This is a genomic window from Cupriavidus sp. 05T41 (genome assembly GCF_056396525.1).
Genome location: NZ_JBFTLQ010000118.1, coordinates 1 through 18,411 on the forward strand (window position 1 = coordinate 1; position 18,411 = coordinate 18,411).

Below are 18,411 nucleotides of genomic sequence, written 5' to 3' on the forward strand. Positions count from 1 at the left end.
CCGCAAGCCACGGCCGCCGCGGCCGGTGCCAGCGGCGCCGGCGCCGAGGTGGCAGCCGCCGCCAAGCCTGCCGCCGCTTCCGCACCGGCGGCCACGCGTCCGCCCGTGGTGACGCAGCCTCAGCCGGTGGCGCAGCCGTCCTTCCTCGATGGCGTGCTGGCCAACCCGATGCTGCTGCCCGGTGGCGGCTTGCTGATCGCCTTGCTGGGCGGCTATGCGATCTATCGCCGCCGGCAGCAGCAGAAGGCCAGCGAGAACGCCGCCTTCCAGGACAGCATCCTGTCGCAGGAAAGCACCGTCATGGCCGGCGGCCACTCGCTGTTCGGCGCGGCCGGCGGGCAGAGCGTCGACACCTCGCAGCACAGTGTGTTCGGCGCGGATTTCCGCATCGGCAACAACACCGCGGAAGCCAACGAGGTCGATCCGATCGCCGAGGCGGATGTCTATATCGCCTATGGGCGCGATGTGCAGGCCGAAGAGATCCTGCGCGAAGCCCTGGAGCAAAATCCTGAGCGCCAGGCGATTCGCCTCAAGCTCTTGGAGATCTACAACAATCGTCAGGATGTGGAAGGTTTTCGCGTGATTGCAGAAGAAATGTTCGCCCAGACGGGCGGGCAGGGGGCGGAGTGGGCACAGGCGATCGAGATGGGACGCCGCCTGGACCCGGGCAATGCCTTGTACCTGAGCGTGGCGCCCGATATCGCGAGCGACACCACGACCCTGCCGGGCGATCAGTGGCGTACCCACGATCCCTCGCAGGATCCGGCCGCACCGCCGCGCGAGACGGCCATGTCTGACCTGGCCGACCTGGCCATGCCGCTGGACGGCTTTCCCGCGCCGGCGGCCGGCACGCCGATCACGGCGCCGGAGTCCGCCGCGCTGGCGTTCGGCCATGCCGAGGCGCCCTCGGCGCTGGCCACGCGCCTGGACGACGGTCTCGACCTCGACCTGCCCGCGCCGGCCGGCGCGCACAGCCTTGGCGGCAACGACGTACCGCCGCTCGACGCCCCCACGCGCAGCCGCCCGATGGACTTCGATATGTCCGGCATCTCACTGGACCTGAATGCGTCGGGCCCGGCCAGCGCCAACGCTGATCACCTGTCCGCCGCGTTCGACGAGCCTTTGCGGGATGCGGGCGTGTCGTTGCCGGCACCCACCATGCTGCGCGATGGCAAGCTGTCCGAGCCGATCGACCTGGCGCGGGTCAGTGCCGAAAGCGCGTTCGACACGGTGCACGGCATTTCGCCGAGCACCTTGTCGGCCGATCCCGCCGATGGCGGCCGCGACATGCAGATCAAGTTCGATCTGGCGCGCGCCTACATCGAGATCGGCGACAGGGAGGGCGCGCGGGAGCTGCTGCAGGAAGTGGTCGACCAGTCGCAGGAACCGCTGCAGACCGAGGCCCGTTCCCTGCTGCGCGAGGTGGCCTGACAGGCGAGCCTGTATGATGGCGGGCTGGGCGCGGATGCGCCGGCCCGCCGCGGATGCGCCGGGAGCGTGGCTTCCGGCGCATTTGTTTTTGGGGTTGCCGCGGCACGCGCCGGCCGCTTCCCGTTCGCTCCCTGTTCGCTCGCTGTTCGGTTTCCTGTTCCTCGTCCGCCACCCGCTTTTCGTTACATGACCCGCATCGCCCTAGGCCTCCACTACGACGGTGCCAGCTTCTCAGGCTGGCAGTCGCAACCGCACCGCAATACGGTGCAGGACCGGCTCGAGGATGCGATCGAGCGCTTTGCCGGCACGCGCATGCTCACCACGGTGGCCGGGCGCACCGATAGCGGCGTGCATGCGCTGGGCCAGGTCATTCATCTCGATACCGAGCTTTCGCGCGAACCGTTCTCGTGGGTACGCGGCATCAATGCCTTCCTGCCGCCATCGATCTCGCTGCAGTGGGCGCAGCCGGTCGACGAAGGCTTCCACGCCCGCTTCCTGGCCTTCGAACGCATGTACTACTACGCGCTCTACGTGGGGCCCCACCGGGTACCGCTGGTGCACGGCAGGGCGGGCTACCTGATGCTGCCGCCGGGGCAGGGGCTGAATGCGGATGCCATGCGCGAGGCCGCCGGCTGCCTGCTGGGCGAGCACGACTTCTCCGCCTTCCGCGCGGCCGAATGCCAGGCCAAGTCGCCCGTCAAGACCATGTACGACGTCAGCCTCAAGGCCGACGGCAACTGGCTCTTCGTGCGCTTTCGCGCCAGTGCCTTCCTGCACCATATGGTGCGCAACCTGATGGGATGCCTGGTGGCGGTCGGACGCGGGCGTTACCCGCCGTCATGGCTGGCGCAGATCCTGGCCGGGCGCGACCGTGCCAAGGCCGCGCCCACCTTTATGCCGGATGGCCTCTACCTGGCCGGCGTGAAGTATCCTGAGCCCTACCGCCTGCCCGCCGCCGACGCGACCGGCAGCCTGTTCCATGGAGTGTTTGCCGATGAACCCGTTGCCTGAACCGGCCGCCGCCGCGCCGCGCCGCACGCGCATCAAGATCTGCGGCCTCACGCGCGAAGAGGACGTGCGCGCCGCCGTCGATGCCGGCGCCGACGCGATCGGCCTGGTGTTCTATCCGGGCAGCCCCCGCTACGTCGAGGTGGCGCAGGCGGCCGCGCTGGCGGAGGCGGCCGGGCCGTTCGTCTCCGTGGTCGGCCTGTTCGTCAACGCGGATGCCGAGGAGATCGCGCATGTGGCTGAGCGGGTGCCGCTTACGCTACTGCAGCTCCATGGCGACGAGACGCCGGAGGACTGCGCACTGATCGCGCGGCGTTGCCAGTTGCCATTTCTGCGTGCGGCACGCGTCCAGCCGGCCCTCGATTTGGTAGAATTCGCGAATCTGCACCGCGATGCCGCTGCCTTGCTGCTCGATGCCTTCGTCGAAGGCTACGGCGGTGGCGGCCACGTCTTCGACTGGACCCTGATACCCCCCGCATGGCTTCCGCCTATCCACAACCCGCCCGCAAGCGCCGCTCCTCGGATCGTTTTGAGTGGTGGGTTGAACGCGCAAAACGTCGCTGGCGCGATTGAGCGCGTGCGGCCTTACGCTGTCGATGTAAGCAGCGGCGTGGAGGCTGCCAAGGGCGTGAAAGATCACGCCAGGATTGCCGCGTTCGTGCGCGCAGTGCGCAGCGCGGATGCCGGGTGAGGCGGGCGCTTCCCATCTGCCGCTTTCCGGTTTTCCGCATGCCCCGCGCCTGCCAGGCGCACGACCCCATTTCATCGGATTCCTGCCAGACCGGCCAGGGGTCCTGATCAGACGAGCTGACACATGTACGACCTGCCCGATTCCCGTGGCCATTTCGGCCCCTATGGTGGTTCCTTCGTTTCCGAGACGCTGGTGCATGCACTGGACGAACTGCGCGAAGCCTACGCTCACTACCAGAAGGACCCCGAGTTCGATGCGGAATACCGTCGCGAGCTCAAGCACTTCGTCGGCCGCCCCTCGCCGATCTATCATGCGCAGCGCTGGAGCGAGACGCTCGGCGGCGCGCAGATCTATTTCAAGCGCGAGGACCTGAACCACACCGGCGCCCACAAGATCAACAACGTGATCGGCCAGGCCCTGCTGGCCAAGCGCATGGGCAAGCCCCGCGTGATCGCCGAGACCGGCGCCGGACAGCACGGCGTGGCCACGGCCACCATCGCCGCGCGCTTCGGCATGGAGTGCGTGGTCTACATGGGTTCGGAAGACGTCAAGCGCCAGGCTGCCAACGTCTACCGCATGAAGCTGCTGGGCGCTACCGTGGTGCCGGTGGAAAGCGGCTCCAAGACCCTGAAGGACGCGCTCAACGAAGCCATGCGCGACTGGGTCACCAACGTCGAGAACACCTTCTACATCATCGGTACCGTGGCCGGGCCGCATCCCTACCCGATGATGGTGCGCGACTTCCAGTGCGTGATCGGCGAAGAATCCAAGGTGCAGATGCCCGAGCTGACCGGCCGCCAGCCTGATGCCGTGATCGCCTGCGTGGGCGGCGGCTCCAATGCCATGGGCATCTTCTACCCGTACATCGAGCACAAGGACGTGCGCCTGATCGGCGTCGAAGCCGCCGGCGACGGGCTCGACACCGGCCGTCACGCGGCCGCGCTGATCGGCGGCTCGCCGGGCGTGCTGCACGGCAATCGTACCTACCTGCTGCAGGACGCCAACGGCCAGATCATCGAGACCCATTCGATCTCGGCGGGCCTGGACTACCCGGGCGTCGGCCCCGAGCATGCCTGGCTCAAGGACATCGGCCGCGCCGAATACGTGCCCATCACCGACGAGGAAGCGCTCAAGGCCTTCCATGACTGTTGCCGCATCGAGGGCATCATTCCCGCGCTGGAATCGAGCCACGCCATCGCCTACGCCTGCAAGCTGGCGCCGACCTTGCCCAAGGACCAGCTGCTGCTGGTGAACCTGTCCGGGCGCGGCGACAAGGACATGCACACCGTGGCCGAGCGTTCGGGGCTGAAGCTCTGATGCGCGATCTGTTCACGCCAGGCGCCACCGAGGGTGGCACCGCAACCGCGCCGAGCGCGGCGCCGCAGCTGCTGCTGTACCAGGAAGACATGCTGGAGGGCATCAAGCGCCTTGCCGACGAGTCGATCGACCTGATCGTGGCCGATCCGCCCTACGGCCTGGGCAAGGACTACGGCAACGATTCCGACCGCCTCTCGGGGCCGGCCTACCTGGAGTGGTCGGCCGCGTGGATCGACGCCGTGGTGCCCAAGCTGGCGCCGCGCGGCTCGCTCTACCTGTTCTGCACCTGGCAGTACTCGCCCGAGCTGTTCGTGATGCTCAAGCAGCGCCTGACCATGATCAACGAGATCATCTGGGACCGGCGCGTGCCGAGCATGGGCGGCACCACGCGCAAGTTTTCCTCGGTGCACGACAACATCGGCTTTTTCGCGCGGGCGCGCGACTACTACTTCGACCTCGACCCGGTGCGCGTGCCGTACGACGCCGAGACCAAGAAGGCACGCAGCCGCCCGCGCTTCGAGGGCAAGAAGTGGCTGGAGGTGGGCTACAACCCGAAGGACCTGTGGAGCGTGCCGCGCATTCACCGCCAGGACCCGGAGCGCGCCGCCCACCCGACCCAGAAGCCGCTCGACATCGTGCAGCGCATGGTGCTGGCCAGCTGCCCGCCCGGCGGGCTGGTGCTCGATCCCTTCACCGGCAGCGGCACCACCGCGGTGGCCTGCGCGCAGCACGGACGGCGTTTCGTCGGGTTCGAGATGAATCCCGAGTACGCCAGCGTGGCGCGCGAGCGCGTCGCCAAGTGCATCATCGCGCCGCAGGCCGAGCCCGCCGCCCTGATCATCGCCGCAGCGAACGACGAGCCCATGCAGGCTGCCTCGTCCACGCCGCTGCCCAACTTTGCCAAATGACCATGTCCCGAATCCAATCGACTTTCGCGGCGCTGGCCGCGCAGAACAAGAAGGGCCTGATTCCGTTCATCACCGCCGGCGATCCCGAGCCCGGCCTGACCGTCGCGCTGATGCATGCGCTGGTGGCGGGCGGCGCCGACGTGATCGAGCTCGGCGTGCCGTTCTCCGATCCGATGGCCGACGGCCCGGTGATCCAGCGCGCCTCCGAGCGCGCGCTGGCGCAGGGCGTGTCGCTGACCCAGGTGCTGGCCTGGGTGGCCGAGTTCCGCCAGACCGACAACGCCACGCCGGTGGTGCTGATGGGCTACGCCAACCCGATCGAGCGCATGGGGGAGGAAACCTTCGCCCGCGCCGCGCGCGCGGCCGGCGTGGATGGCGTGCTGGTGGTGGACTATCCGCCCGAGGAGTGCGAGTCCTTCGCCGCGCTGATGCGCGCCAGCGACATGGATCCGATCTTCCTGCTGGCGCCGACCTCCACCGATGACCGCATCGAGGCGGTGGCCAAGGTCGCCAGCGGCTATCTTTACTATGTATCGCTCAAGGGCGTGACCGGCTCGGCTACGCTGGATCTCGACAGCGTGGCCGCGCGCATTCCGCTGATCAAGCGTCACGCCAACCTGCCGGTGGGCGTGGGCTTCGGCATCCGCGACGCGCAGACCGCCCGCGCGATCGGCAGCGTGGCCGACGCGGTGGTGATCGGCAGCCGCCTGGTGCAGTTGCTCGAAGATGCGCCGCGCGGCCAGGCAGTGGAATCGCTGCGGGCCTTTATCGCGGAGATCCGCCAGGCGCTCGACGCCTGAAGGTGATTCGGGCGGCACCGCCGCGCATGCCTTGTGCGGGCGGTGCGGCGGCGACAACATTGAATTTGGCGGTTAAGTGCCGCAACGTGCGCATTGACCCGGCGGAACGGGGACTGCGAACGGCAGGCGTGGTAAATTCGCGGCCTGACATGTTCCGCGCATGTGCCGAAAGGAGCCTTTCATGAGCTGGTTGGATAAACTCCTCCCTCCCAAGATTCAACAGACCGACCCCTCCACCCGCAAGGGCATTCCGGAAGGGCTGTGGGTCAAGTGCCCGTCGTGCGAGTCGGTTCTGTACCGCACCGACGTCGAGGCCAATCTGCACGTCTGCCCGAAGTGCGACCACCATATGCGCATCCGCGCGCGCGAGCGCCTGGACGGGCTGCTGGACGCCGAAGGCCGCTATGAGATCGGCCAGGAGATTGTCCCGGTCGACGCGCTCAAGTTCAAGGACACCAAGAAATATCCGGACCGCATCAAGGCCGCCATGGATGACACCGGCGAGACCGATGCCATGGTCGTCATCGGCGGCGCGATCCATACGATCCCGGTGGTGGTGAGCTGCTTCGAGTTCGAGTTCATGGGCGGCTCGATGGGCTCCGTGGTGGGCGAGCGCTTCGTGCGCGGGGCCCAGGCCGCGCTGGAACAGAAAGTGCCGTTCATCTGCATCACCGCCACCGGCGGCGCGCGCATGCAGGAAAGCCTGCTGTCGCTGCTGCAGATGGCCAAGACGACCTCGATGCTGAACCAGTTGTCGGCTGCCAAGCTGCCGTTCATCAGCGTGCTGACCGACCCCACCATGGGTGGCGTCTCCGCCAGCTTCGCCTTCCTCGGCGACGTGGTGATCGCCGAGCCCAAGGCGCTGATCGGTTTTGCCGGCCCGCGCGTGATCGAGCAGACCGTGCGCGAAAAACTGCCGGAAGGCTTCCAGCGAGCCGAATTCCTGCTGCAGAAGGGCGCGATCGACATGATCGTCGACCGCCGCAAGATGCGCGACGAGATCGCGCAGTTGCTGGCGCTGCTGCAGAAGCAGCCGGCGGATGCGGTAGCGTAAGGACGCCAGCCGGATCCGGTGAGAGGGAAAGCGCGGACGCTCGTTCGCGCTTTTTCGTTTGTGGGCGGCTTTCGGCAGGGGCGGCGCTCATGCCGGCCTGGTCGTTGAGTTTAGCCCAGGTGCCCCAATATCCCTTCCTCGCGCTGGCGTCCTCATTGCCGCAGCCGGCGTCTAAGCTATAGGCAGATCCAGCATCCCGGGCCGCGCTCGGCCCCCAACGCTCCACAGCAACATCCCGTACAAGACCACGCCCATCATGCCGATCTTCACTTCCCTCCCCGAATGGCTCAACCATCTCGAAACCGCCCATCCGGTCGGCATCGACATGGGCCTGGCGCGCATCACCCGCGTCAAGGAAGCCCTGGGGCTGCGCATCGATGCGGTGGTGTTCACGGTGGGCGGCACCAACGGCAAGGGCTCCACGTGCGCCATGCTGGAGCGCATCCTGCTCGAGGCGGGCTACAAGGTGGGCTGCCATACCTCGCCGCACCTGATCTCGTTCAATGAGCGCGCGCGCATCAATGGCGAGTTCGCCACCGATGCGCAGTTGCTGCCGCACTTCGAGGCGGTCGAGCGTGCGCGCACCAGCTTTGCCGATCCGGTCAGCCTGACCTATTTCGAGTTCACCACGCTGGCCATCATCCAAGCCTTCGCCGCGGCGGGGCTCGACGCCATGGTCCTGGAAGTGGGACTGGGCGGCCGGCTGGACGCGGTCAATGTGATCGACACCGATTGCGCCGTGCTGACCAGCGTGGATATCGACCACACGCACTACCTGGGCGATACGCGCGAGAAGATCGGCTACGAGAAGGCCGGCATCTTCCGCCCCGGTGTGCCCGCCATCGTGGGCGATCCGGTGCCGCCGCAGTCTGTCATCGACCATGCGCAGGCCATCGGCGCGGACCTGTGGCTGGTGGGCCGCGATTTTCGCAGCCAGGCCTCCAAGGGCCAGGAGCGCCAGCAGTGGGAGTGGAGCGGGCGCGAGCGCAAGCTCAACGGCCTGGGCTATCCGGCGCTGCGCGGTGCCAACCAGTTGCTCAACGCCTCGGCGGCACTGGCGGCGCTGCAGGCCATGCGGTCGCGCCTGCCGGTGAGCGCGCAGGAGGTGCGCAACGGGCTGGCCTTCGTGGAGCTGCCGGGCCGCTTCCAGGTCATGCCGGGGCGTCCCGCGGTGATTCTCGATGTGGCGCACAACCCGCATGCGGCGGCTACGCTGGGCCAGAATCTCGAGAATATGGGCTTCTTCCGTTACACCTATGCCGTGTTCGGCGCAATGGAAGACAAGGACATAGCGGGCGTGCTGCGTCAGTTGGCCGACAAGGTGGATCACTGGTGCCTGTGCGACCTGCCCACGCCTCGCGCGGCCAGCGCGGCGGATTTGCTCGCAAGGCTGGAAGAGGGCGGTTTCCAGCCCGGCCCGGATGCCACCGCGGCCTGTTTTCCCAGCCCCGAGGCGGCTTACCGGGATGCCCTCGGCAGGGCGACCGAGAATGATAGAATTCTGGTCTTCGGATCGTTCTACACCGTGGCGGGGGTGATGGCGTATCGCGCCACGCAGGCAAATTGAGGTGCGCGGCCGCCAGGCGTGCTTCCGGGGCTGACGCCGGAGCCAACCGCCGCGCAGACTGAGCGACATTTTCAACGGCCGGGTTTCCGGCCGGAGCACCGAACCAATCTATGGGCCTGCTTTCGCTGTTTTCTTCCCGCAAGGGCAATGCCCCGGCACCGGAGCGCGGGCGCCGCTCGCGTTCGGACCCGGGTGCGGGCATCGCCTCGTCGCGACGCCTGGCCGAGGAGTACGCGGACGACACGCTCGACCCGGAATTCCCGCAGAAGCAGCGGGCGCGCCGGCGCCTGATCGGGGCCGTGGTGCTGATGGTCGCGGCGGTCATCGTGCTGCCGATCGTCTTCGAGACCCAGCCGCGCCCGCTCGTCGAGAATATCTCCGTGCGGGTCGACGGCGGCCAGGGCGGGGCCAAGGCCAAGGCCGATACCCGCAAGGCGGATCCGCTGCCGCCGACGCCGCAATCCAAGGCGGATACCCAGGGGCTGGACGCCGGCGAGGAACTGGTGGCCGATACCGGCGACGGCAAGCCCGCCGCCGCGGCGCCTGTCGCCAGCGACAAGTCCGACAAGTCCGATAAGTCCGATAAGTCCGACAAGCCTGCCGACAAGCCCGCAGCGCGCGCCGAGGCCAAGACCGGCAGCGGCAAGTTCCTGGTGCTGGTCGGGGCCTTCTCCTCGGAAGACAAGGCCAAGGGATGGCTGGCCAAGCTCAAGGCCAGCAAGGTGCCGGCCTATATCGAGAAGAAGGTGCTGGCCGATGGCGAGCGCGTCCTGCTGCGGGCTGGCCCGTTTTCCGACCGCGAAGCGGCCGATGCGGCCGAAAAGCGGGTACGCGCCGCGGGCCTGACCGCCAAGGTGATCGAACAATGAAGCGGTGGCGGCCCCGGATCCGTCCGGCAGCCGCCTCGTGACACCGTATTTGCATGCATCCGACTTTCTTCGATTACAGCGTCGCCTTTATCCTGATTGCTTCCAGCCTGATCGGCGTGCTGCGCGGCCTGGTGCGCGAAGTGCTTGCGCTGATCGGCTGGGTGGTGGCGTTCCTGGTGGCCTATCACTTCGCCGGCACGGCGGCGCGCTGGATTCCGGAGTCGGTGCCGGGCGGCGAGCTGGCGCGTGGCGCGCTCGGGTTCGGCGTGCTGTTCATCGGCACGGTGATCGCCGCGGGGCTGGCCGGCGCCGTGCTGGGCCAGTTGCTGGAAAAAACCGGGCTCAAGCCCGCAGACCGCGGCCTGGGGCTGGTGTTCGGCCTGCTGCGCGGCGTGCTGGTGGTGATGTTCGTGGTGACCCTGGCCGGGCTCACCAAACTGCCTGAAGAGGCGTTCTGGCGCGATGCGCTGTCCCGGCCCTACGTGATGCAGGCGATGGAGTCGCTGCGGCCGTGGTTGCCGCCGGAAGTCGCCAAGTACGTCAAGACATGAGGCCGGGCAGATCCCCCGGCCGGTAGTACGCGGGCCCCGTCCTACAAGGGCAGGGCCGCGCCCCGATTCAAACGCTTTTCCTGGGAGCTTGGCATGTGCGGTATCGTCGGTGTGGTTTCCTCCACGCCCGTTAACCAATTGATTTACGACAGCCTGCTGCTGTTGCAACATCGTGGACAGGATGCGGCCGGCATCGCTACCGCGAATGGCAGCACCTTCCACATGCACAAGGCCAACGGCCTGGTGCGCGACGTGTTTCGCACGCGCAATATGCGCGGCCTGCCCGGTGCCGCCGGCATCGGCCAGGTGCGTTACCCCACCGCCGGTTCGGCTTCGAGCGAGGAAGAAGCCCAGCCGTTCTACGTCAATGCGCCCTACGGCGTGATCCTGGCCCACAACGGCAACCTGACCAACTGGAAGCAGTTGCACGAGGAGCTGTTCAGCCGCGACCGTCGCCACATCAACACGCACTCCGACACCGAAGTGCTGCTCAACGTGCTGGCCGACGAACTGCAGCGCGCCAGCAGCGGCCTCGCGCTGGACCCGGCCACCATCTTCAGGGCCGTGGCCGGCATGCACCGCCGCGTGCGCGGCTCGTACGCCATCGCCGCGCAGATCGCCGGCTACGGCATGCTGGCCGTGCGCGACCCGTTCGGCATCCGTCCGCTGTGCCTGGGCAGCGTCGAAACGCCGACCGGCAAGGAGTGGATGGTTGCTTCCGAATCGGTGGCGCTCGAAGGCATCGGCTACAAGCTCGAGCGCGACGTTGCGCCCGGCGAGGCCATCTTCATCGACCTCGACGGCAAGCTCTACACGCAGCAGTGCGCCGACAATCCGGTGCTCACGCCCTGCATCTTCGAGTACGTCTACCTGGCGCGCCCGGACTCGTGCATCGATGGCGTGCCCGTGTACGACGCGCGCCTGCGCATGGGCGACTACCTGGCCGAGAAGATCCGCAGCGAAATCTCCGCCGGCGACATCGACGTGGTGATGCCGATTCCCGATTCCAGCCGCCCCGCGGCCATGCAGGTGGCCAACAAGCTGGGCGTCGGCTATCGCGAAGGGTTCTTCAAGAACCGCTACGTGGGCCGTACCTTCATCATGCCGGGCCAGGCGGTGCGCAAGAAGTCCGTGCGCCAGAAGCTCAATGCCATGGGCGTGGAGTTCAAGGGCAAGAACGTGCTGATCGTGGACGACTCCATCGTGCGCGGCACCACCTCGTTCGAGATCGTGCAGATGGCGCGCGACGCCGGCGCCAACAAGGTCATCTTCGCTTCGGCCGCGCCGCCGGTGAAGTTCCCCAACGTCTACGGCATCGACATGCCGACCCGCAGCGAACTGGTCGCCCACGGCCGCAGCCATGAAGAGATCGCAAAGATCATCGGCGCGGACAAGCTGGTCTACCAGGATGTCGATGCGATGAAGCAGGCCGTGCGCGATATCAACCCCAAGCTGAACGACTTCGACGCCTCGTGCTTCGATGGCCGCTACGTCACCGGCGATATCGACGAGGCCTACCTCGAACGCCTGGAAACGGCGCGCAGCCAGGCCGACCGCGACGGCACCGGCGGCGATGCAGAGCGCTCGCAGCTGCACCTGCAGCGCTCGGGCAGCAACGAGTAAGTCCGGGCAGCCGCGCCGGCGCGCGCCGTGGAGTTGACGCAGACCGGGCCCGGCCGTAACATGGCCGGGCGTCGATTTGATTGTCAGCTTGCGGACGCGGGTCCTGCCGGAGCGTGATTGCCGGAACAGGAAATGACCCGTCACAGGGAAATGCCCGAAACAGCTAAAGCGGAAGGCCGGCTTCCCGGTCGTGCGCACCGAAGGCACGAAGGCAAGCCTGCATCCCGCCGCAGCGCGGAGCCTATCCTCCCAGACACAAGCAGCCCGTCGATTCGGCCAGCCAGGCCAATGGATCGCACGGGCTTTTTGTTGCCGGCCGCACCCGTACGACCCGGTGGCCGGCGCAACGTGTTCAGCGCATCCGACGTTTGCACCGCTTTTACCTATAACCGCGCGGGTATCACCGCCTGTCCATCATGAACGAACCGCTTCCCCTCGACTCCCTCGGCATCGATACGCTCGGCGTGCGCGCCGGCACCATGCGCAGCGAGTTCATGGAGCACTCGGAGGCGATGTACCTGACCTCCAGCTTCTGCTTCAACAGCGCCGCCGAAGCCGCGGAACGCTTTGCCAATTCGGAGACGGGCTTCACCTATTCGCGCTTCACCAACCCCACCGTGGCGATGTTCCAGACGCGCCTGGCCGCGCTGGAAGGCGCCGAGGCCTGCATGGCCACGGCATCGGGCATGAGCGCGATCATGTCGATCGTGATGTCATCGACGCAGGCGGGCGATCACCTGGTCAGCTCGCGGGCCATCTTCGGCTCGACCATGACGCTGTTCTCCAATATCTTCGCCAAGTTCGGCGTGGAGACCACCTTCGTCGACGGCACCGACCTCGGCGCCTGGCGCGCGGCGGTCAAGCCCAACACCAAGCTGTTCTTCCTGGAGACGCCGTCCAACCCGCTTACCGAAGTGGCCGACATCGCCGCGGTTGCGGACATCGCCCACAATGCCGGTGCGCTGCTGGTGGTGGATAACTGCTTCTGTTCGCCGGCGCTGCAGCAGCCGATGAAGTTCGGCGCCGACATCGTCGTGCACTCGGCCACCAAGCATATCGACGGCCAGGGCCGCGTGCTCGGCGGCGCCGTGGTCGGTTCGCACGACTTCATCATGGGCAAGGTATTCCCCTTCGTGCGCACGGCCGGTCCGACGCTGTCCGCCTTCAATGCGTGGGTGTTGCTCAAGGGGATGGAGACGCTGGCGATCCGCATGGAGCGCCACAGCGCGAGCGCGCTGGTGCTGGCGGAATTCCTGGAGTCGCATCCCGCGGTCGCGCGCGTCTACCACCCCGCACTGAAATCGCACCCGCAGTACGAAGTGGCCCGGCGCCAGCAGAGCGGGGGCGGCGCCATCGTGTCGTTCGAGCTCAAGGGCGATACGCCGGAGCAACAGCGTGCCAATGCCTGGCGCGTGATCGACAACACCCGCGTGTGCTCGATCACCGGCAACCTGGGCGACACACGCACCACCGTGACGCACCCGTACACCACCACGCATGCGCGTGTCAGCCCGGAAGCCAAGGCCGCGGCCGGCATCGGCGAGGGGCTGATCCGCATGGCGGTGGGCCTGGAGTCGGTGGAAGACCTGAAGGCCGACCTGCTGCGCGGACTGCAGGGCTGAGGCCGCTGGCAGTGGCCGGCAGCAGCCGCTAGTCGCTGCTGCCGGCCACTGCCTGCACGCCGGCCTTGGTGACGCCATACGTGGTTTCGACGGCGGTGGTGGTCACGCTGACGGCAGCGGAGCCCACGGTGGCCGCGGTGGACACCACGGCACTGCCCACGGCCACGGTGGCGCCGACCACGCTGCAGGCGCCCAGCAGCGTACATGTCGTGAGCGCCGCGAGCAGGGCGGCGTGGCTGGCGACGATGCTGGTGCTACGGCCGCTTCCTTGCATCTGGCGGCTCATCGCAACAGCCTGCGGCGCAGCAGCATCAGCGCCACTACCAGGGCCACCGCCGCATAGGCGCACAGCACCCCAAGATGCAGCGCCAGGTTGTCGATCGGGCGCCCCAGCATGATGGGGCGGATCAGCGCAACCGTGTGCGCCAGCGGCAGCAGCTGCGTGGCGGCCCGCGCTCCGGCGGGCAATTGCTCGAGCGGGAAGAATACGCCGGACAGCAGCAGCATCGGCGTCATCACCAGCGTCTGGTAGAACATGAAGAAGTCATAGCTCGGCGCCAGCGCCGTGACGATCATGGCCAGGCTGGCGAAGGCAATGCCGGCCAGCACGATCACCGGCAGCGCCAGCAGCGCGCCGGGCATCTGCGCATAACCCAGCGCGCCAGCCACCAGCATGATCGCCAGGCCCGACAGCACCGCCTTGCTGGCGGCCCACATGATCTCGCCCAGCACGACATCGCCCAGGGTCAGGGGCGCATGCATGATGGCCTCCCAGGTGCGCTGCACGTGCATGCGCGAGAAGGCCGAATACATCGACTCGAAGCTGGCCGACATCATCACGCTGGATGCGGTGGTGCCGGCGGCGAGGAAGGCGATATAGGACACGCCGTTGACCTGGCCGACCAGCAGGCCCAGCCCGAGGCCCAGGCCGAACAGGTAGATCATCGGATCGGCCAGGTTGCCGATCATGGAGGGGATCGCCAGCTTCTTCCACACCATGAAGTTGCGATACCAGACCATGGTCCAGTTGCGCGCGTTCAAGGGCAGCAGCGGCTGCGGGTAGTGCTGCGGCGGCGCGGGCATGCGCGGCGGCGCGGTGGCCGCTGGCGTACCGCTCGGGCGGGGGTCTTGTTCGCTCATGTTCAATCGTTCGATCCGTTTGATCGGCCTCGCCTTGGCGAGGCGCGCTTCAGTCGCGCATCTCGCGCCCGGTCAGCTTGAGGAAGACGTCCTCCAGGTTGGCCGGCCGGTGCAGGTAGCGCACGCCGGCGCGGCCATGCAACGCCGCCAGCAGCGGGGCCGGCTCCTTCACATAGCAGAACAGCGTCTCGCCGCTCATCTCGGTGCGTATGGCCAGTGGCTGCAACTCGCCACGCAGCGGCGCCAGGTTGTCGCCGTAGACCTCCACCACATCGCAGCCGATCTGGCTGTCGATCAGTTCGTGCGGCTTGCCTTGCGCGATCTTGCTGCCACCGTCGATCACGCACAGGTAGTTGCACAGGCGCTCTGCCTCTTCCATGAAGTGCGTGGTCAGCAGGATGGTCTTGCCGCTGGCCAGCAGCGATTTCAGGCGCTCCCAGATCAGGTGGCGTGCCTGCGGGTCCAGGCCGGTGGTGGGTTCGTCCATGACCAGCAGGTCGGGGTCGTTGATCAGCGCGCGCGCGACCGTCAGGCGCCGGCGCATGCCGCCCGAAAGATCACGCACCTGCGCGCCGGCGCGGCTCTCGAGCCGGGCGAACTCCAGCAGTGCCGGTACGCGGCGCTCGATCTCGGCGCGCTCCAGGCCGAAGTAGCGGCCAAAGATGCGCAGGTTCTCGACCACCGTGAAATCCGGATCCAGGTTGTCGAACTGCGGCACCACGCCCACCCGCATGCGCGCCTGCGGCGCGCGCTGCGGGATCGGCTCGCCGCACAGTGTGAGCGTGCCGGAAGCCGGCGTGGTCAGGCCGAGCAGCAGCCGCAGCGTGGTGGTCTTGCCGGCGCCATTGGGCCCCAGCAGGCCGAAGCACTGGCCGCGCTGCACGCGCAGGCTCAGGTCGTTCACCACCATGGTGTCGCCGTATTGCTTGCTTACGTTGCGTAGTTCGAGAATGGCAGTCAAGGCAGGACCGGGAAAGAATGCGCGCCGCTGGCGCAATATCCACCATTATGCAGGCAGTGGGAGGGATGTTTTGTGGCGCGCCGCAGCAAGGAATGCCGGAAGCAGTTATCTTGCTGGCTGGCAGCCTGTGCCCTGCAGCCGGGCGCCGGACAGAATATTCAGGCCACAAGGACGAAAAGGAGACCGACCAATGAGTGCAGAGGACGTACTGGCCCAGTGGCAGGAGGATGAACGCCGGGCACGTGCAAGGCTGGGCGAGCCCGGCGTGGCGACGATGGCGCAGCTGGCCGAACGGACCGGCCTGCAGTTCTTCGAGGACATGATGGCGGGCAATGTGCCCGGCGCACCCATCGCGCAATTGATGGATTTCGTGCCGGTGGAATTCGGGTCCGGGCGCTTTGTCTTCCAGGGCACGCCCGGGCCGCAGCACTACAATCCCATCGGCACCGTGCACGGCGGCTATGCCGCAACGCTGCTCGATTCCTGCGTGGGCTGCGCCGTGCACACCATGCTGCCGGCGGGCAAGGGCTACACTACGCTGGAACTCAAGGTGAACTACGTGCGGCCGCTGACCACCCGCACGGGGCCGATCCGCGCGGAAGGCAAGGTGATCAACCTGAGCACGCAGATCGGCATCGCCGAGGGTCGTATCATCGATACGCAAGGCAAGCTGTACGCCTACGCGACCACGACCTGCCTTGTCTTCCCGATGCCGGCCGCCTGAACGGCGCGCCGGATATTCCAGTATCCCCAGAGGAGCCGCAATGTCTTTCGAACACTGGCTGGCATTCGTGCTGACAAGCATCGTGGTGCTGATCATCCCGGGGCCGACCATCCTGCTCGTGATTGGCGATGCACTTGCCCATCGCGGCCGCTCGGCCTACGCGACGGTGGCCGGCGTGGCAGCCGGCGACCTGACCGCCTTCACCTTGTCGATGGCCGGGCTCGGCGCGGTGCTCGCCACCTCGGCGGCGCTCTTCACGGCACTGAAGTGGGCCGGTGCCGCCTACCTGGTCTACCTGGGCATCCAGGCCCTGCGCGGCGCATCGCGCGCGAGCGCAATGGCGGTCAAGTCGCAGTCCGGCAGCAGCAGGCAGCGCTTTGGCAAAGCCTGGCTGGTGACGGCGCTCAACCCCAAGAGCATCGTTTTCTTCGTGGCCTTCGTGCCGCAGTTCCTCGATGCCCGCCAGGCATTCTGGCCGCAGGCAGTGGTGCTGATTCCCACCTTCGTCGTGATGGCCACGGCCAACGCCGCGATCTACGCCATGCTGGCGCGTGCGCTGGCGACCCGCCTGACCACGCGGCGCGCGCAGGCCAACGTGCAGCGGGCAGGCGGCATCACGCTGATCGGCGCCGGCGCGCTGATCGCCGCGCGCAGCTGACGCGGCAGCCGGCGGTGCAGGCGGGCCGCCGGGGCGGTCTGCCTTGCGCGAGCGACAGGCGGCACAATACCCTGGCGTGGCGGTTGCCGGGGCGAATCAAAGCGGGGAAACAGGCGGGGAAGCAGGGGGGAATGCGCGGGGCGGGGAGAATGTGCGGCACGCCGGACAGGCGAGCGCATACAACACACCAGCCGCATTCGGTTCCGCTGGAACGACGGGCAGGGTGAAGCGCAGGAAGAGTCGGGCGGGTGGCGGAAGCCTGGCCCCGAAGGGCCGGACTACCGGCCGCGCCGCGCCAATACGAAAATCCGCCAGGTGACGATTGGCGGATTCATACGGCCCACGCGGCCTGCGGCAAATCGCGCTGAAGCACGCTCGCCGCTTGCAATGCCAGAATCAGTACATCTTCTTCGGCAGCATTTGCATGCGCAGACGTTTGCGAAGGCGCGATTCCGCTGCCTTCTTCTTGCGCTTGCGCTCGGTCGTGGGCTTCTCGTAAGCGGTACGGCTCTTGAGTTCAACGATCAGGCCGGTCTGGAGGATGGCCCTACGGAAACGCCGCATTGCAACTTCAACGGGCTCACCGGGTTTCAAGACGATCTTAGTCAATTCTGTCCTTTAGCATTGCCGCAAAGCGGCGGGTTCAAACGGGGGAAACATTGGCCGCTTCAGGGCCTTTCTTGCCCTGTTGCGACTGGTATTGCACTCGCTGGTTGTCTTGCAGCGGAGCACCCCCGCGAACCTGAGAGATGTGGACGAACAAGTCCTTGCCACCGGCGTCGGGGGTAATGAAGCCAAAACCCTTCTGGGCGTTGAAGAACTTGACGGTACCAGTTTCCATGAAGATTCCTCTTTTGAGCGCAAAAAATGCGCCCACTTGCTTTTACAGGTTTACGTAAACACTGTCAAGGAAAGATGCCGAAAACGCTTCACATATCCGCTTCAGTGGCGTATAGTACGCCCCTCTGACGCGGGGTGGAGCAGTTGGCAGCTCGTCGGGCTCATAACCCGAAGGTCGCAGGTTCGAGTCCTGCTCCCGCAACCAGACCGTATTCTACTAAAAAGCCCGCCCCTTATCGGTGGGCTTTTCTGTTTTTTGCGACCGCCGCGCGCTGCTTTTGCGCGGGCTTGCGGCGGGCCGTGCGACCCGCGTCGCGAATGTGATGGAAAAATTGCCCGGCGCCGGCATCACGGCGCGAAGCGGCATGTCCGTGCTGCCCGCCAGGCCCCGTCCCGCGGGCCGTTCAGTACGCCGCCCGCGAAAGTGATACTCTTTTGAGCGATACCTACCAGGAGATCGCCGTGAGCCGCAAAACCCCCATCGAGCGCTACCGGAACATCGGTATCAGCGCGCACATCGACGCCGGCAAGACCACCACCACCGAGCGCATCCTGTTCTACACCGGGGTCAATCACAAGATCGGCGAGGTGCATGACGGCGCGGCCACCATGGACTGGATGGAGCAGGAGCAGGAGCGTGGCATCAC

General features: G+C 66.9%; 20 protein-coding genes and 1 tRNA gene. 16 read left to right on the forward strand and 5 right to left on the reverse strand.

The window, feature by feature from the left end; all coding sequences use genetic code 11:
* From AC1DKV_RS37215 to AC1DKV_RS37270, 12 genes are all read left to right on the forward strand, one after another.
* Positions 1-1,431, forward strand: a 1,431-nt coding sequence (locus AC1DKV_RS37215; protein WP_477139401.1) for a motility hub landmark protein FimV, incomplete at its 5' end; no start/stop codon positions are given.
* Between the two features lie 186 nt (positions 1,432-1,617).
* The gene (gene truA, locus AC1DKV_RS37220; protein WP_441619316.1) at positions 1,618-2,442 is read left to right on the forward strand and encodes a tRNA pseudouridine(38-40) synthase TruA; all 825 of its coding nucleotides are present in this window, start codon (positions 1,618-1,620) and stop codon (positions 2,440-2,442) included.
* A complete protein-coding gene (locus tag AC1DKV_RS37225; RefSeq protein ID WP_441619318.1) occupies positions 2,426-3,130 on the forward strand; it encodes a phosphoribosylanthranilate isomerase in 705 nt (234 codons plus the stop codon). The genes truA and AC1DKV_RS37225 overlap by 17 nt, the downstream gene beginning before the upstream one ends.
* Positions 3,131-3,253: 123 nt before the next feature.
* Positions 3,254-4,447: a tryptophan synthase subunit beta gene (trpB, locus tag AC1DKV_RS37230; protein WP_441619320.1), complete on the forward strand. Its 1,194-nt coding sequence runs from the start codon at positions 3,254-3,256 to the stop codon at positions 4,445-4,447.
* Entirely contained in the window at positions 4,447-5,355 is a 909-nt protein-coding gene (locus tag AC1DKV_RS37235; RefSeq protein ID WP_441619322.1) for a DNA-methyltransferase, read from the forward strand. Before trpB ends, AC1DKV_RS37235 begins: the two co-directional genes overlap by 1 nt.
* Before the next feature lie 2 nt (positions 5,356-5,357).
* Positions 5,358-6,155 (forward strand): tryptophan synthase subunit alpha, encoded by a 798-nt coding sequence (trpA, locus tag AC1DKV_RS37240; RefSeq protein WP_441619324.1) that lies wholly within the window; start codon positions 5,358-5,360, stop codon positions 6,153-6,155.
* A 181-nt stretch (positions 6,156-6,336) separates the two neighbouring features.
* The gene (gene accD / locus AC1DKV_RS37245) at positions 6,337-7,209 is read left to right on the forward strand and encodes an acetyl-CoA carboxylase, carboxyltransferase subunit beta (RefSeq protein WP_441619326.1); all 873 of its coding nucleotides are present in this window, start codon (positions 6,337-6,339) and stop codon (positions 7,207-7,209) included.
* Between the two features lie 256 nt (positions 7,210-7,465).
* The gene (gene folC / locus AC1DKV_RS37250) at positions 7,466-8,776 is read left to right on the forward strand and encodes a bifunctional tetrahydrofolate synthase/dihydrofolate synthase (protein WP_441619328.1); all 1,311 of its coding nucleotides are present in this window, start codon (positions 7,466-7,468) and stop codon (positions 8,774-8,776) included.
* A gap of 110 nt (positions 8,777-8,886) precedes the next feature.
* Positions 8,887-9,645 (forward strand): SPOR domain-containing protein, encoded by a 759-nt coding sequence (locus AC1DKV_RS37255; protein ID WP_441619330.1) that lies wholly within the window; start codon positions 8,887-8,889, stop codon positions 9,643-9,645.
* Between the two features lie 53 nt (positions 9,646-9,698).
* The gene (locus AC1DKV_RS37260) at positions 9,699-10,196 is read left to right on the forward strand and encodes a CvpA family protein (protein WP_441619332.1); all 498 of its coding nucleotides are present in this window, start codon (positions 9,699-9,701) and stop codon (positions 10,194-10,196) included.
* Between the two features lie 93 nt (positions 10,197-10,289).
* The gene (purF, locus tag AC1DKV_RS37265; RefSeq protein ID WP_441619334.1) at positions 10,290-11,819 is read left to right on the forward strand and encodes an amidophosphoribosyltransferase; all 1,530 of its coding nucleotides are present in this window, start codon (positions 10,290-10,292) and stop codon (positions 11,817-11,819) included.
* A gap of 416 nt (positions 11,820-12,235) precedes the next feature.
* Positions 12,236-13,441: an O-succinylhomoserine sulfhydrylase gene (locus AC1DKV_RS37270; protein WP_441619335.1), complete on the forward strand. Its 1,206-nt coding sequence runs from the start codon at positions 12,236-12,238 to the stop codon at positions 13,439-13,441.
* A 28-nt stretch (positions 13,442-13,469) separates the two neighbouring features.
* On the opposite strand, the gene AC1DKV_RS37275 is transcribed toward AC1DKV_RS37270, so the two are convergent.
* Genes AC1DKV_RS37275 through nodI form a run of 3 tightly spaced genes read right to left on the reverse strand, consistent with a single transcriptional unit; the run spans position 13,470 to position 15,542 of the window.
* The gene (locus tag AC1DKV_RS37275; protein WP_441619337.1) at positions 13,470-13,715 is read right to left on the reverse strand and encodes a hypothetical protein; all 246 of its coding nucleotides are present in this window, start codon (positions 13,713-13,715) and stop codon (positions 13,470-13,472) included.
* 8 nt (positions 13,716-13,723) lie between these two features.
* Positions 13,724-14,581 (reverse strand): ABC transporter permease, encoded by an 858-nt coding sequence (locus AC1DKV_RS37280; protein ID WP_441619339.1) that lies wholly within the window; start codon positions 14,579-14,581, stop codon positions 13,724-13,726.
* A gap of 49 nt (positions 14,582-14,630) precedes the next feature.
* Entirely contained in the window at positions 14,631-15,542 is a 912-nt protein-coding gene (gene nodI, locus AC1DKV_RS37285) for a nodulation factor ABC transporter ATP-binding protein NodI (protein WP_441619341.1), read from the reverse strand.
* 190 nt (positions 15,543-15,732) lie between these two features.
* Between nodI and AC1DKV_RS37290 the strand changes: the two genes are divergently transcribed.
* On the forward strand, positions 15,733-16,266 hold the full coding sequence (locus AC1DKV_RS37290) for a PaaI family thioesterase (RefSeq protein ID WP_441619343.1): 534 nt from the start codon (positions 15,733-15,735) through the stop codon (positions 16,264-16,266).
* Between the two features lie 40 nt (positions 16,267-16,306).
* Complete coding sequence (locus AC1DKV_RS37295) at positions 16,307-16,924, forward strand: LysE family translocator (RefSeq protein ID WP_441619345.1); 618 nt, start codon at positions 16,307-16,309, stop codon at positions 16,922-16,924.
* Positions 16,925-17,320: 396 nt separating this feature from the next.
* Here the strand turns inward: AC1DKV_RS37295 and rpsU are convergent, their stop codons facing one another.
* Positions 17,321-17,533 carry a 30S ribosomal protein S21 gene (rpsU, locus tag AC1DKV_RS37300; protein WP_006158571.1) on the reverse strand — a complete coding sequence of 71 codons (213 nt, stop codon included), beginning with the start codon at positions 17,531-17,533 and terminating at the stop codon, positions 17,321-17,323.
* 34 nt (positions 17,534-17,567) lie between these two features.
* A complete protein-coding gene (locus AC1DKV_RS37305) occupies positions 17,568-17,765 on the reverse strand; it encodes a cold-shock protein (protein WP_006158572.1) in 198 nt (65 codons plus the stop codon).
* 128 nt (positions 17,766-17,893) lie between these two features.
* Between AC1DKV_RS37305 and AC1DKV_RS37310 the strand changes: the two genes are divergently transcribed.
* A tRNA-Met gene (locus tag AC1DKV_RS37310) sits at positions 17,894-17,969 on the forward strand.
* A 257-nt stretch (positions 17,970-18,226) separates the two neighbouring features.
* Positions 18,227-18,411, forward strand: a 185-nt coding sequence (locus AC1DKV_RS37315; protein WP_477139402.1) for a GTP-binding protein, incomplete at its 3' end; no start/stop codon positions are given.